The sequence below is a fragment of the Pseudomonas sp. NFACC46-3 genome (genome assembly GCF_900114515.1).
Taxonomy (GTDB): domain Bacteria; phylum Pseudomonadota; class Gammaproteobacteria; order Pseudomonadales; family Pseudomonadaceae; genus Aquipseudomonas; species Aquipseudomonas fluorescens_Q.
The window spans coordinates 25,639-38,895 of the sequence record NZ_FOTH01000028.1 but is presented as its reverse complement, the minus strand read 5'-3'; the positions used below and the strand labels follow the sequence as shown (position 1 = coordinate 38,895).

Sequence of the window (13,257 nt, the reverse complement as noted above, 5' to 3'; positions counted from 1 at the left end):
GATTGAAGCAAATGGCATATAGCGAAAAGGTCATCGACCACTACGAGAACCCGCGCAACGTCGGCAAGATGGACGCGCAGGATCCTGATGTCGGCACCGGCATGGTCGGCGCGCCGGCGTGCGGCGACGTGATGCGTCTGCAGATCAAGGTCAACGAGCAAGGCATCATCGAAGATGCCAAGTTCAAGACCTACGGTTGCGGTTCCGCCATCGCGTCCAGCTCCCTGGCCACCGAGTGGATGAAGGGCAAGACCCTTGATGAAGCCGAAACCATCAAGAACACCCAGCTGGCCGAAGAACTGGCCCTGCCGCCAGTGAAGATCCACTGCTCGGTACTCGCCGAAGACGCCATCAAGGCCGCCGTTCGCGACTACAAGCAGAAGAAAGGCTTGATCTGATCCGCGCATTGGTAAGGAGTTTTCATGGCTATCCAGATGACAGAAGCGGCAGCTAAGCATGTGCAGCGTTCCCTCGCGGGGCGTGGCAAGGGCGAGGGTATCCGCCTGGGTGTTCGCACCACGGGCTGTTCTGGCCTCGCCTATGTACTGGAATTCGTCGACGAAGTGGGCGAAGACGATCAGGTGTTCGAAAGTCATGGTCAGAAAGTGATCATCGACCCGAAAAGCCTGACGTACCTGGACGGCACCGAGCTGGATTTCGTCAAGGAAGGGTTGAACGAAGGCTTCAAGTTCAACAACCCCAACGTGCGCGGTGAGTGTGGCTGCGGCGAAAGCTTCAACATCTGAGGCAGCTTGTGGGTACTCCTTGTCATTTTGCGTTGTTCCAGTTGCAGCCTGCTTTCCAGCTGGATCTCGATCAGTTGTCGGCGCGATATCTGGAATTGGCCCGTGGTGTTCATCCGGACCGTTTTGCCGACGGCTCCGAGGCTGAGCAGCGGCGGGCGCTCGAGCAGTCGGCGAACCTCAACGAGGCTTACCAGACGCTCAAGAACCCTGCCAAGCGCGCACGTTACCTGCTTGCCATCAGTGGCCATGAGTTGCCGCTGGAGGTCACGGTCCACGATCCCGAGTTTCTTTTGCAGCAGATGCAATGGCGCGAAGAGCTCGAAGACCTGCAGGACAGCGCCGATCTGGCCGGTGTCGCGGTATTCAAGCGACGCTTGAAAGACGCCCAGCAAACACTGAACGAAAGCTTCGCAGCCTGCTGGAACGATGCCGCGCAACGCGAACAGGCCGAACGCCTGATGCGGCGCATGCAGTTCCTCGACAAGCTCACCTACGAAGTGCGCCAGCTAGAAGAGCGCCTCGACGATTAACCCAGTGCCGCTCCGGTCGCACGCCTGATTACAGATAAGTCCTGATTACGATGGCCCTACTGCAGATCGCCGAACCCGGCCAAAGTCCACAACCGCACCAGCGTCGCCTGGCTGTCGGGATCGACTTGGGTACCACCAACTCCCTGGTAGCTGCCTTGCGCAGCGGTCTTTCCGAACCGCTGGCCGACGAGCAGGGACGGGTGATCCTGCCGTCCGCCGTGCGCTATCACGCCGATCACGTTGAAGTGGGCGAGTCCGCGAAGCTTGCCGCCGCCACCGATCCGTTGAACACCATCGTCTCGGTCAAGCGCTTGATGGGTCGTGGCCTGTCCGACGTCAAGCAATTGGGTGACCAACTGCCGTACCGCTTCGTTGGCGGCGAATCCCACATGCCGTTCATCGAAACCGTGCAGGGCCCGAAAAGCCCGGTAGAGGTTTCCGCCGACATCCTCAAGGTGCTGCGCCAGCGCGCCGAAGCAGCATTGGGTGGTGAGTTGGTCGGTGCGGTCATCACCGTGCCGGCCTATTTCGACGACGCCCAGCGTCAAGCCACCAAGGACGCGGCCAAGCTGGCCGGCCTGAACGTGCTGCGCCTGCTCAACGAGCCGACGGCCGCTGCGGTCGCTTATGGCCTGGACCAGCATGCCGAAGGCCTGGTTGCCATCTACGACTTGGGTGGCGGTACTTTCGATATTTCGATCTTGCGCCTGACCGGCGGTGTTTTCGAAGTCTTGGCCACCGGTGGCGACAGTGCCCTGGGCGGCGATGACTTCGACCACGCCATCGCCGGCTGGATCATCGAGCAAGCGGGCTTGTCCGCCGACCTCGACCCAGGTGCGCAACGCCACCTGCTGCAAACCGCCTGCGCCGCCAAGGAAGCCTTGACCGACGCCGCCACCGTTGAAGTCGCTTATGGCGACTGGAAAGCCACGCTGACCCGCGAAGCCTTCGATGCCCTGATCGAGCCCATGGTCGCCCGCAGCCTCAAGGCCTGCCGCCGTGCCGTGCGCGATTCCGGCGTGGAGCTCGAAGACGTCAAGGCCGTGGTCATGGTCGGTGGTTCGACCCGCGTGCCTCGGGTTCGCGAAGCCGTTGCCGAGGCCTTTGGCCGCCAGCCGCTGACTGAAATCGACCCGGACCAGGTGGTCGCCATCGGCGCCGCGATCCAGGCCGATACCCTGGCCGGCAACAAGCGCGACGGCGGCGAACTGCTGCTGCTCGACGTGATTCCGTTGTCCCTGGGCCTGGAAACCATGGGCGGCCTGATGGAGAAGGTGATTCCACGCAACACCACCATCCCGGTTGCCCGCGCCCAGGACTTCACCACCTATAAAGACGGCCAGTCGGCCATGATGGTCCACGTGCTGCAAGGCGAGCGTGAACTGATCAGCGACTGCCGTTCCCTGGCGCGCTTCGAACTGCGCGGCATCCCGCCGATGGTGGCCGGTGCGGCGAAGATTCGCGTGACCTTCCAGGTCGATGCCGACGGCTTGCTCAACGTCTCCGCCCGCGAACTGGGTTCGGGCGTCGAGGCGAGCATCCAGGTCAAGCCGTCCTACGGCCTGACCGACGGTGAAATCGCCAAGATGCTCAAGGATTCCTTCCAGCATGCCAGCGACGACAAGGTGGCGCGGGTGCTGCGCGAGCAGCAGGTCGACGCCCAGCGCCTGATCGAAGCCGTGCAAGGTGCCCTGGAGGCAGACGGCGACCGTTTGCTCGACGCTGAAGAACGCATGGTCATCGAGCTGCAAATGCAGGAATTGTCCGAATTGATCAAAGGCACCGATGGTTATGCCATCGAGCAGCAGACCAAGCGTCTGTCGCACGTCACCGATGCCTTTGCTGCCCGCCGCCTGGACTCGACGGTGAAAGCCGCCCTGGCGGGGCGCAACCTGAATGAAATCGAGGAATAACTGATGCCGCAGGTGATTTTTTTGCCCCACGAGAAGTTCTGCCCGGAGGGTATGGTCGTGGAGGCTGAGCCCGGGACGTCCATTCTTGAACTGGCTCATGAGCATCACATCGAGATGGAAAGTGCCTGTGGCGGTGTCTGTGCGTGCACGACCTGTCATTGCATCGTTCGTGAAGGCTTCGATTCGCTGGAAGAGGCGGACGAGCTCGAAGAAGACTTCCTCGACCGGGCCTGGGGCCTGGAAGCGCAATCGCGTCTGGCCTGCCAGGCGATTGTCGGCACTGAGGACCTGACCATCGAGATCCCAAGATACTCGCTTAACCACGCCGCCGAAGCGCCGCACTGATTCAGGGAGCTACAATGAGTCTGAAATGGGTTGATGTACTGGAAATTGCAATCCAGCTGGTTGAATCCAAGCCAGATGTAGACCCCCGTTACGTGAACTTCGTCGATCTGCACAAGTGGGTGCTGGAATTGCCGGAGTTCAGCGATGATCCGACCCGCGGTGGTGAGAAGGTGCTGGAAGCCATTCAAGCCGCCTGGATCGAAGAGGCGGACTGAGTCTGCACCGTACGCAGTTAGGCAATACCCAAGAACCCGCGTATAATTCGCGGGTTTAATTTTTCGCAAATTACCGTTTCTGGAGTTACACCATGGCTGTTCAACGTACTTTCTCCATCATCAAGCCTGACGCCGTTGCTAAAAACGTGATCGGCAAGATCGTTACCCGTTTCGAAGACGCTGGCCTGCGCGTTGTAGCTTCGAAAATGAAGCAACTGTCCAAGGCTGAAGCCGAAGGCTTCTACGCTGAGCACAGCGAGCGCGGTTTCTTCGGTGAGCTGGTGGCCTTCATGACTTCCGGTCCGGTTGTCGTCCAGGTGCTGGAAGGCGAAAACGCTATCGCTCGCAACCGTGAGCTGATGGGCGCTACCAACCCTAAAGAAGCTGCTGCCGGCACCATCCGTGCTGACTTCGCCGAGTCCATCGACGCCAACGCCGTTCACGGTTCGGACTCCGAAGCCGCCGCTGCTCGCGAAATCGCTTACTTTTTCGCTGCTACTGAAGTAACCACTCGCTAAGCATTGGCTTAAGAGTGAAGGTGAATCCATGACTACATCGACTGTTAAAACCAATCTGCTGGGGCTGACCCAGCCGGAAATGGAGAAATTCTTCGACTCGATCGGGGAGAAGCGTTTCCGTGCCGGTCAGGTGATGAAATGGATTCACCACTTTGGCGTCGACGACTTCGACGCCATGACGAATGTCGGCAAGGCCCTGCGCGAAAAGCTCAAGGCTGTGGCCGAGATTCGCGGCCCCGAAGTGGTCAGCCAGGACATTTCCAGCGACGGCACCCGTAAGTGGGTGGTGCGCGTGGCGTCCGGCAGCTGCGTCGAGACCGTCTACATTCCCCAGGGCAAACGCGGCACCTTGTGCGTTTCGTCCCAGGCAGGCTGTGCCCTGGATTGCAGTTTCTGCTCCACCGGCAAGCAAGGCTTCAATAGCAACCTCACCGCCGCCGAAGTGATCGGCCAGGTGTGGATTGCCAACAAATCCTTTGGCAGTGTCCCGGCGACCGTCGACCGTGCCATCACCAACGTGGTGATGATGGGCATGGGTGAGCCGCTGCTGAATTTCGACAACGTCGTTTCCGCCATGCACCTGATGATGGACGACCTGGGCTACGGCATCTCCAAGCGCCGCGTGACCCTGTCCACTTCCGGCGTGGTGCCGATGATCGATGAGCTGGCCAAGCACATCGACGTCTCCCTGGCGTTGTCGCTGCACGCACCCAATGACGCATTGCGTAACCAATTGGTGCCGATCAACAAGAAATATCCGCTTAAGATGCTGCTCGAGTCGTGCCAGCGCTACATGTCGTCCCTGGGCGAAAAACGCGTGCTGACCATCGAGTACACGCTGCTCAAGGATGTGAACGACAAGGTCGAACACGCGGTCGAGATGATCGAGCTGCTCAAGAACATCCCGTGCAAGATCAACCTGATCCCGTTCAATCCGTTCCCGCATTCCGGTTACGAGCGTCCGAGCAACAACGCGATTCGTCGCTTCCAGGATCAGCTTCACCACGCTGGCTTCAACGTCACCGTGCGCACCACTCGCGGCGAAGACATCGACGCCGCCTGTGGCCAATTGGTAGGACAGGTGCTGGATCGCACCCGTCGCAGCGAACGCTACATTGCCGTGCGTGAGTTGAACGCCACGGACGATGCGGTGCAAAACGCTGCGAACAGTCACTAAGAGAGGAACTCTATGTCCCTGCGCTTCGCGCTCGTTTTGCTGTTGGCCGGCCTTTGTTCCGGTTGTGTCCTGTCGGGTGACTACAACCCGATGAGGACCAGCAAAGGGCGCGACGAGGCGCGTGTGGCCTACGTGCAGCTGGGCATTGGCTACCTGCAGCAGGGCATGACTGAACGGGCCAAGGTGCCGCTCAAGAAAGCCCTGGAACTGGACGACTCCGACCCGGATGCCAATGCGGCCCTGGCCCTGGTGTTCCAGGCCGAGATGGAGCCGGAGCTGGCCGACCAGCATTTTCGCAAGGCGCTGTCTGCCCGCCCGCAAGACGCGCGGATCCTGAACAACTACGGCAGTTTTCTTTTCGAGCAGAAACGCTACAAGGACGCCTACGAGCGCTTCGAGCAGGCTGCCGCCGACACCCTTTACCCTGAGCGTTCGCGGGTTTTCGAAAACCTCGGCATGACGGCTGCGCAGCTCGGCCAGCGCGACCTGGCCCGCCAGCAACTGGAAAAGGCGCTGCGGCTCAACCGCCAGCAACCGCGGGCGCTGCTGGAAATGGCTGAGTTGTCCTACGAAGACAGGCATTATGTGCCCGCGCGTGACTACTACGAGCGTTTTAGCCTGCTGAGTGAGCAAAATGCACGTAGTCTATTGCTCGGCGTTCGGCTGGCACATGTGTTTGAAGATCGCGACAAGGCTGCAAGTTACGGCCTGCAACTCAAAAGACTCTATCCCGGTACGCCGGAATATCAGCAATACCTGTCGGAGCAATGATGAAAGCGGCGCATCCCGAAGTTGTAGCAGCGACTCGCGTAAATCCTGGTGAGACCCTGCGTCAAGCCCGCGAAAGCAATGGTTGGTCGCTGGCCGAAGTGGCCCTCAAGCTCAATCTCACCGTGGCCTCCCTCGGCAATCTGGAAGCGGGCGCGTTCGACAAGCTGCCTGGGCATACCTTTGCCCGGGGCTATATCCGCGCCTATGCCAAGTTGCTCGGCATGGACCAGACCGTGCTGGTCCAGCAATTCGATCAATACACCGGTTCCGATGCCCAGGGCAGCAACGTGCACAGCCTGGGGCGCATCGAGGAACCGGTTCGCGTTTCCCACACCATTTTGCGAATCGTCAGCCTGTTGCTGCTGATCGCGGTGATTGGTGGCGGTTTTGTCTGGTGGCAGGACCAGGCTTCCTTGCGCAACAAGGAGCCGGTCGCCATGAACCCTGAGCACGTCGAGGTCGAAGGCGCCGACGGCACCACCCAGATCCATCCGCTGGACGAGCCGGAAGACCAGGCTGTCGTCGAAGGCCAGGCCGAAGGCGAGACCGCCTTGGCGTTGCCACAGGACCAGGACGCCACTGCAGAAGCGGGTGCCGAGCCGGCTGCTCCAGCCCCTGCGCCAGTTGCACCAGCAGCGCCGGCTGCACCGATTGCCACGGCACCTGCCGCACCGAGCACGCCAGCGCCAACCGCGGCTGCGCCTGCGACCCACGCTGCGCCAGCCGCGCCAGTTGTTCCGGCAGCTCCGGCGGCCCCGACCCCGGCGCCAGTCGCAGGTGAAGGCCAGGTGCAAATCCAGTTTGTCGCCGACTGCTGGACGCAGATCACCGACGGCAACGGCAAGGTGCTGTTCAGTGGCCTCAAGCGCAAGGGCGACAGCACCGCCGTCAATGGCAAGCCGCCGTTTGCCGTACGCCTGGGTTATGCCCGTGGCGCGCAGGTCAGCTACAACGGCCAGCCGGTCGACATCGCTCCGTTCACCAGTGGCGAGACCGCTCGCCTGAAGTTGGGTCAATAAGTCATGCACGGCGAATCTCCTATCAAGCGTCGCGAATCCCGAAAAATCTGGGTCGGCAACGTGCCCGTGGGCGGCGATGCGCCTATCGCTGTGCAGAGCATGACCAACAGCGACACCAATGACGTAGCCGCCACGGTCGCCCAGATCAACCGCCTGGAAGCCGCCGGTGTCGACATCGTGCGCGTATCGGTGCCGGACATGGACGCCGCCGAGGCGTTCGGCAAGATCAAGCAACTGGTCAAGGTCCCCTTGGTGGCCGACATCCACTTCGACTACCGCATCGCCCTGCGCGTGGCGGAGTTGGGCGTGGATTGCCTGCGCATCAACCCGGGCAACATCGGTCGCGAAGACCGTGTCCGTGCCGTAGTGGATGCCGCCCGCGACCGGGGCATCCCGATTCGCATCGGCGTGAACGCCGGTTCCCTGGAAAAAGACCTGCAAAAGAAATACGGCGAACCGACCCCGGCGGCACTGGTGGAATCGGCCCTGCGCCACGTCGAGCACCTCGAGCGCCTGAATTTCCAGGACTTCAAGGTCAGCGTGAAGGCGTCCGACGTGTTCATGGCCGTTGAAGCCTACCGCCTGCTGGCCAAGGAAATCGTCCAGCCGCTGCATCTGGGCATCACCGAAGCCGGTGGGTTGCGTTCGGGCACGGTGAAATCCGCCGTCGGCCTCGGTATGCTGCTCGCCGAAGGGATTGGCGATACCATCCGCATCTCGTTGGCGGCTGACCCGGTCGAGGAAGTGAAGGTCGGCTACGACATTCTCAAGTCCCTGCACCTGCGTTCCCGTGGCATCAACTTCATCGCCTGCCCGAGCTGCTCGCGGCAGAACTTCGATGTGGTCAAGACCATGAACGAGCTGGAAGGGCGCCTCGAAGACCTGCTGGTGCCGCTGGATGTCGCGGTGATCGGTTGCGTGGTCAACGGGCCGGGCGAAGCCAAGGAGGCGCACATCGGCCTGACTGGCGGTACACCGAACCTGATTTACATCGACGGCAAGCCGTCGCAGAAACTGACGAATGACAATCTGGTGGATGAGCTGGAACGGCTGATTCGCCAGAAAGCGGCCGAAAAGGTCGAAGCCGACGCCGCAGTGATTGCGCGTGGTTGAGTCGAACGAATTTAAGGATTACCTGTGAGCAAGTCCCTGCAAGCCATTCGTGGCATGAACGACATCCTGCCCGAGCAGACGCCCCTGTGGCGCTATTTCGAGGGCACCGTGGCGCGTTTGCTGGATAACTATGGTTATCGGCAGATCCGCATGCCGATCGTCGAGTTCACCGAGCTGTTCAAGCGCTCCATCGGTGAAGTGACCGACATCGTCGAAAAAGAGATGTACACCTTCGACGACCGCAATGGCGACTCCCTGACCCTGCGCCCCGAAGGCACGGCGGCCTGCGTGCGTGCGGTGCTCGAGCACGGCATCACCGGCGGCGGCCAGGTGCAGAAACTCTGGTACGTCGGCCCGATGTTTCGTCACGAGCGTCCGCAGAAAGGCCGTTATCGCCAGTTCCACCAGATTGGCCTGGAAGTGTTCAACCTCGAGGGGCCGGACATCGATGCCGAGCTGATCGTCATGACCTGGCGCCTGTGGGGCGAGCTGGGGCTTCGCGATGCGGTCAAGCTCGAGCTCAACAGCCTGGGCACCAGCGAGTCCCGTGGCCGCTACCGTGAAGCGTTGGTGGAGTTTCTTTCTGCCCACCTGGACAAGCTCGACGAAGACAGCCAGCGCCGTCTGAAGACCAACCCGCTGCGTGTGCTCGACACCAAGAATGCCGAGACCCAAGCAGTCCTGGTCGACGCGCCGAAAATGGCCGACTACCTCGACGACGAATCCCGTGCACACTTCGAAGGGCTGAAGGCGCGCCTCGACGCCGTGGGCATCCCTTACGTGATCAACCCCAAGTTGGTCCGTGGTCTGGACTACTACAGCAAGACCGTCTTCGAGTGGGTCACCGACAAACTCGGCGCCCAAGGCACCGTATGTGCTGGCGGCCGCTACGACGGACTGGTTGAACAGATGGGCGGCAAGCCGACCCCGGGCGTGGGCTTTGCCATGGGCATCGAGCGCCTGGTGCTGATGCTGGAAGCCTTGGACAAGGTCCCCGAAGAACTGTCCCGTCAGGTCGACGTCTACCTGTGCGCCTTTGGCGAGGCCGCCGAACTGGCCGCCTTGTCGTTGAGCGAGCGGATCCGCGACCAGTTGCCCAACCTGCGCTTGCAAATCAACGCCGGCGCCGGCAGCTTCAAGAGCCAATTCAAGAAGGCCGACAAGAGCGGTGCGTTGTACGCACTGATCCTCGGTGACGACGAACTGGCCCAACAAGTGGTAGGTTTCAAACCCCTGCGTGGCCAGGGCGAACAACAAAGCATTGCCTGGGATGCGCTTGCTGCACACCTGGCCACCTGCGTCGTGCAGGGTTGAAGCTGTCAAACAGCCGATTTAGCGATTAAGGAGTATTGGGGTGTCGAGTACCGAAGATGAACAGCTGGCGGATTTGAAGGACTGGTGGACGCGCAACGGCAAGCCGCTGGTCACTGGCGGCCTGTTGGCGCTGGTCATCGTGTTCGGCTGGCAGGCCTACCAGAAATACCAGAGCAACCAGTCGCAAGGCGCCTCGGTGCTCTACCAGCAATTGCTGGAAACCACCCTGACCCCGGACGGCAAGCCTGACCCTGCCCGCGTGGCGGACCTGGCCGGCAAGCTGGACAAGGAATTCGGCGGCACTGCCTACGCCCAGTACGGTCGCCTGTTCGTGGCCAAGGTGGCGGTGGACAGCGGCAAATTGGACGACGCGGCCACTGAGCTCAAAGGTATCGTCGACAAACCGGCCAACCCGACCCTGGGCGAAGTGGCGCGTCAGCGCCTGGCGCAGGTACTGGCGGCACAGAACAAGGCTGAAGAGGCGTTGAAGCTGCTCGACGGCGATGCCGACAAGGCGTTCCTGGCGACCCGCGAAGAACTCAAGGGCGACCTGCTGGTACAGCTGGGCCGTGCCGATGAGGCCCATGCGGCCTACCAAAAAGCCAAGGCTGCGCTGTCGGATGAAGCCGCGGTCGGTGGCCTGCAAATCAAGCTGGACGACCTGGCCAAAGGGGATGCGTGACGTGATCCAGTGGAAACATGCAGCATTGCTGGCCCTGGCCATTCTGGCCGCGGGTTGCAGCAGCAACAGCAAGAAAGAACTGCCTCCGGCCGAACTGACCGACTTCAAAGAAGAAGTCGTGCTGCAGAAGCAGTGGAGCCGTTCCATCGGCGATGGCCAGGGTGAAACCTACAACATGCTGGTGCCGGCCATTGACGGCGACACCATCTATGCCGGCGACGTCACGGGCGTGGTCATGGCGATGGATCGCAGCAACGGCGACGTCAAATGGGAGAAAGATCTCGAACTGCCCGTTTCCGGCGCCGTTGGCGTGGGTTACGGCCTGGTCATGATCGGCACGCTCAAGGGCGAGATCGTCGCCCTGGACGCGAGCAGCGGTGAAGAGAAATGGCGCGCCCGCGTGACCAGCGAAGTGCTCGCACCGCCGGCCACCAACGGCGACGTGGTGGTGGTCCAGACCCAGGACGACCGTCTGATCGGCCTGGATGCCGCCACCGGCAACCAGCGCTGGTTGTACGACAGCACCCCGGCGGTACTGACCCTGCGCGGCACCAGCGCGCCGATCGTCACCAACCGCCTGGCGGTGGCTGGCTTGTCGACCGGTAAAGTGGTGGCCCTGGATGTTTCCAACGGCGTGCCGGTCTGGGAACAGCGCGTAGCGATCCCGCAAGGTCGTTCGGAGCTGGAGCGTGTGGTCGACATCGACGGTGGCTTGCTGCTCTCCGGCGGTACGTTGTACGTCGCCAGCTATCAGGGCCGCGTGGCGGCACTGGACCTGGAAAGCGGTCGTCCGTTGTGGCAGCGCGATGCGTCCAGCTACGCCGGTGTCGCCCAGGGTTTTGGCAGCGTCTACGTGAGCCTGTCCTCGGGCACCGTCGAAGGCGTTGACGAGCGTTCCACCACCGCCTTGTGGAGCAACGACTCCCTGGCCCGTCGTCAACTGTCGGCCCCGGAAGTGTTCTCCAGCTACGTTGCAGTGGGTGACCTGGAAGGTTATCTGCACCTGCTCAGCCAGGTGGACGGTCGTTTCGTCGGCCGTGAGCGCATCGACAGCGACGGCCTGCGTGCCCGTCCGCTGGTGGTGGGCAACATGATCTATGTGTATGGCAACAGCGGCAAACTGGAAGCCCTGACCATCAAGTAAGACTATGCTTGGGGCTAATCCCCCCAAGCGGCCTTGTTCTCAAGGTTTGCAGGGCTTGCACAGACTGCCCCGAGCACCAGCCGCTGCCTCGCAGCGGCTTTTGTATTTTCTGAAATAACGAAGTGGAGAGCCGCATGGTTCCCGTAATCGCCCTGGTGGGCCGACCGAACGTCGGCAAGTCCACCTTGTTCAACCGCCTGACCAGGACTCGCGACGCCATTGTCGGCGACTTGTCCGGTCTGACCCGTGATCGCCAATACGGTGAGGCCAAGTGGCAAGGGCGTACCTATATTCTGGTCGACACCGGCGGCATCTCCGGTGATGAACATGGCATGGACGAAAAAATGGCCGAGCAGTCGTTGCTCGCCATTGAAGAAGCCGATGTGGTGCTGTTCCTGGTAGACGCCAAGGCCGGTTTTACCGCCGCCGACCAGATGATCGCCGAGCATTTGCGCAAGCGTAACAAGCGTTCCTACGTGGTCGCCAACAAGGTCGACAACATCGACCCGGACATGGCCCGTGCCGAGTTCGCACCGTTGGGCATGGGCCAGGCGATCCCGATCGCCGGTGCCCACGGTCGTGGCATCACCCAGATGCTGGAAATCGCCCTGGAGAGTTTCCCCAAGGACGACGTGGAAGAGCCGGAAGAGGGCGAGGAAGAGATCGTTGCCGAAGGCGAGGAAGCCAAGCGCATTCCGGGCCCAAGCGAGAAAGACGGGATCAAGATCGCCATCATCGGCCGTCCCAACGTGGGCAAGTCGACGCTGGTCAACCGCATGCTCGGCGAAGACCGGGTCATCGTTTATGACCAGCCCGGCACCACCCGTGACAGCATCTACATTCCCTTCGAGCGTAACGAAGAGAAGTACACGCTGATCGACACCGCCGGTGTGCGCAAGCGCGGCAAGATCCACGAAGAAGTTGAAAAGTTCTCCGTGGTCAAGACCTTGCAGGCGATCAAGGACGCCAACGTGGTGATCTTCGTGATGGATGCCCGCGAGGGTGTGGTCGATCACGACCTGAACCTGCTGGGTTTCGCCCTGGAAGCCGGTCGTGCGCTGGTCATCGCGATCAACAAGTGGGACGGCATGACGCCGAGCGAACGGGATTTCGTCAAGGTCGAATTGCAGCGTCGCCTGTTCTTCGTCGACTTCGCCGACATCCACTTCATCTCGGCTCTGCACGGCACGGGCGTGGGCAACCTCTACGCTTCGGTGCAGAACTCGTTCAAGTCCGCGGTGACCCGCTGGCCGACCAACCGCCTTACCCAGATCCTCGAAGATGCGGTAGGCGAGCACGCGCCACCGATGGTCAACAACCGTCGGATCAAGCTGCGCTACGCCCACTTGGGCGGTGCCAACCCGCCGATTATCGTGATCCACGGTAACCAGATCGAGAAGGTGCCCAAGTCGTACGTTCGTTACCTGGAGAACACCTACCGTCGCGTCCTGAAGCTGGTCGGCACGCCGATCCGCATCGAGTTCAAGGGCGGCGAGAACCCGTACGAAGGCAACAAGAACACGCTCACCGACCGCCAGGTCAACAAGAAGCGCCGCTTGATGTCGCACCACAAGAAGGCCGACAAGAAGCGCCGCGACAAGCGCTGATTCAATACCTGTTGCCCGGAAGCTTGTGTGGCGAGGGAGCTTGCTCCCGCTGGGGTGCGAAGCGCCCCCCAGATGTCTCTGCCCCCGCAGTGCATCAGGCACAACCCAGGGGCTGCTGCGCAGCCCAGCGGGAGCAAGCTCCCTCGCCACGGTCGTTCGGCGA

The 13,257-nt window shown here is 61.5% G+C and carries 15 protein-coding genes; all 15 read left to right on the top strand.

The window, feature by feature from the left end:
• The first annotated feature begins 11 nt into the window (after positions 1-11).
• The gene (gene iscU / locus BM300_RS23235) at positions 12-398 is read left to right on the top strand and encodes a Fe-S cluster assembly scaffold IscU (protein ID WP_003185157.1); all 387 of its coding nucleotides are present in this window, start codon (positions 12-14) and stop codon (positions 396-398) included.
• 24 nt (positions 399-422) lie between these two features.
• Complete coding sequence (iscA, locus tag BM300_RS23230) at positions 423-746, top strand: iron-sulfur cluster assembly protein IscA (protein WP_030139597.1); 324 nt, start codon at positions 423-425, stop codon at positions 744-746.
• A gap of 8 nt (positions 747-754) precedes the next feature.
• Positions 755-1,276, top strand: coding sequence for a co-chaperone HscB (gene hscB, locus BM300_RS23225; RefSeq protein WP_092223328.1), 522 nt, complete (start codon positions 755-757; stop codon positions 1,274-1,276).
• A 50-nt stretch (positions 1,277-1,326) separates the two neighbouring features.
• Complete coding sequence (hscA, locus tag BM300_RS23220) at positions 1,327-3,189, top strand: Fe-S protein assembly chaperone HscA (protein ID WP_092143849.1); 1,863 nt, start codon at positions 1,327-1,329, stop codon at positions 3,187-3,189.
• Positions 3,190-3,192: 3 nt separating this feature from the next.
• Positions 3,193-3,534 carry an ISC system 2Fe-2S type ferredoxin gene (fdx, locus tag BM300_RS23215; RefSeq protein ID WP_025212005.1) on the top strand — a complete coding sequence of 114 codons (342 nt, stop codon included), beginning with the start codon at positions 3,193-3,195 and terminating at the stop codon, positions 3,532-3,534.
• Positions 3,535-3,548: 14 nt separating this feature from the next.
• Positions 3,549-3,749 (top strand): Fe-S cluster assembly protein IscX, encoded by a 201-nt coding sequence (iscX, locus tag BM300_RS23210; RefSeq protein ID WP_092223324.1) that lies wholly within the window; start codon positions 3,549-3,551, stop codon positions 3,747-3,749.
• A gap of 92 nt (positions 3,750-3,841) precedes the next feature.
• The gene (gene ndk, locus BM300_RS23205; RefSeq protein ID WP_063322853.1) at positions 3,842-4,267 is read left to right on the top strand and encodes a nucleoside-diphosphate kinase; all 426 of its coding nucleotides are present in this window, start codon (positions 3,842-3,844) and stop codon (positions 4,265-4,267) included.
• 28 nt (positions 4,268-4,295) lie between these two features.
• Complete coding sequence (gene rlmN / locus BM300_RS23200; RefSeq protein WP_063322852.1) at positions 4,296-5,444, top strand: dual-specificity RNA methyltransferase RlmN; 1,149 nt, start codon at positions 4,296-4,298, stop codon at positions 5,442-5,444.
• A gap of 12 nt (positions 5,445-5,456) precedes the next feature.
• Positions 5,457-6,215 carry a type IV pilus biogenesis/stability protein PilW gene (pilW, locus tag BM300_RS23195; RefSeq protein WP_063322851.1) on the top strand — a complete coding sequence of 253 codons (759 nt, stop codon included), beginning with the start codon at positions 5,457-5,459 and terminating at the stop codon, positions 6,213-6,215.
• Positions 6,215-7,234, top strand: coding sequence for a RodZ domain-containing protein (locus tag BM300_RS23190; protein WP_092349017.1), 1,020 nt, complete (start codon positions 6,215-6,217; stop codon positions 7,232-7,234). Before pilW ends, BM300_RS23190 begins: the two co-directional genes overlap by 1 nt.
• A 3-nt stretch (positions 7,235-7,237) precedes the next feature.
• Entirely contained in the window at positions 7,238-8,347 is a 1,110-nt protein-coding gene (gene ispG / locus BM300_RS23185; RefSeq protein WP_003185136.1) for a flavodoxin-dependent (E)-4-hydroxy-3-methylbut-2-enyl-diphosphate synthase, read from the top strand.
• Between the two features lie 24 nt (positions 8,348-8,371).
• A complete protein-coding gene (hisS, locus tag BM300_RS23180) occupies positions 8,372-9,661 on the top strand; it encodes a histidine--tRNA ligase (RefSeq protein WP_014336698.1) in 1,290 nt (429 codons plus the stop codon).
• A 40-nt stretch (positions 9,662-9,701) separates the two neighbouring features.
• Positions 9,702-10,343, top strand: coding sequence for a YfgM family protein (locus BM300_RS23175; protein ID WP_092143856.1), 642 nt, complete (start codon positions 9,702-9,704; stop codon positions 10,341-10,343).
• Positions 10,336-11,487 carry an outer membrane protein assembly factor BamB gene (gene bamB / locus BM300_RS23170; RefSeq protein ID WP_092165687.1) on the top strand — a complete coding sequence of 384 codons (1,152 nt, stop codon included), beginning with the start codon at positions 10,336-10,338 and terminating at the stop codon, positions 11,485-11,487. Before BM300_RS23175 ends, bamB begins: the two co-directional genes overlap by 8 nt.
• Positions 11,488-11,621: 134 nt before the next feature.
• Entirely contained in the window at positions 11,622-13,094 is a 1,473-nt protein-coding gene (der, locus tag BM300_RS23165; RefSeq protein ID WP_063322847.1) for a ribosome biogenesis GTPase Der, read from the top strand.
• The last annotated feature ends 163 nt before the right edge of the window (positions 13,095-13,257 follow it).

What these genes read in the sequence shown, in the direction of transcription:
- der (WP_063322847.1), top strand. Translation starts at nt 11,622, where the DNA reads ATGGTTCCCGTAATCGCCCTGGTGGGCCGACCGAACGTCGGCAAGTCC.
- iscX (WP_092223324.1), top strand. Translation starts at nt 3,549, where the DNA reads ATGAGTCTGAAATGGGTTGATGTACTGGAAATTGCAATCCAGCTGGTT.
- ndk (WP_063322853.1), top strand. Translation starts at nt 3,842, where the DNA reads ATGGCTGTTCAACGTACTTTCTCCATCATCAAGCCTGACGCCGTTGCT.
- fdx (WP_025212005.1), top strand. Translation starts at nt 3,193, where the DNA reads ATGCCGCAGGTGATTTTTTTGCCCCACGAGAAGTTCTGCCCGGAGGGT.
- BM300_RS23190 (WP_092349017.1), top strand. Translation starts at nt 6,215, where the DNA reads ATGAAAGCGGCGCATCCCGAAGTTGTAGCAGCGACTCGCGTAAATCCT.
- pilW (WP_063322851.1), top strand. Translation starts at nt 5,457, where the DNA reads ATGTCCCTGCGCTTCGCGCTCGTTTTGCTGTTGGCCGGCCTTTGTTCC.
- iscU (WP_003185157.1), top strand. Translation starts at nt 12, where the DNA reads ATGGCATATAGCGAAAAGGTCATCGACCACTACGAGAACCCGCGCAAC.
- rlmN (WP_063322852.1), top strand. Translation starts at nt 4,296, where the DNA reads ATGACTACATCGACTGTTAAAACCAATCTGCTGGGGCTGACCCAGCCG.
- ispG (WP_003185136.1), top strand. Translation starts at nt 7,238, where the DNA reads ATGCACGGCGAATCTCCTATCAAGCGTCGCGAATCCCGAAAAATCTGG.
- hscA (WP_092143849.1), top strand. Translation starts at nt 1,327, where the DNA reads ATGGCCCTACTGCAGATCGCCGAACCCGGCCAAAGTCCACAACCGCAC.
- iscA (WP_030139597.1), top strand. Translation starts at nt 423, where the DNA reads ATGGCTATCCAGATGACAGAAGCGGCAGCTAAGCATGTGCAGCGTTCC.
- bamB (WP_092165687.1), top strand. Translation starts at nt 10,336, where the DNA reads ATGCGTGACGTGATCCAGTGGAAACATGCAGCATTGCTGGCCCTGGCC.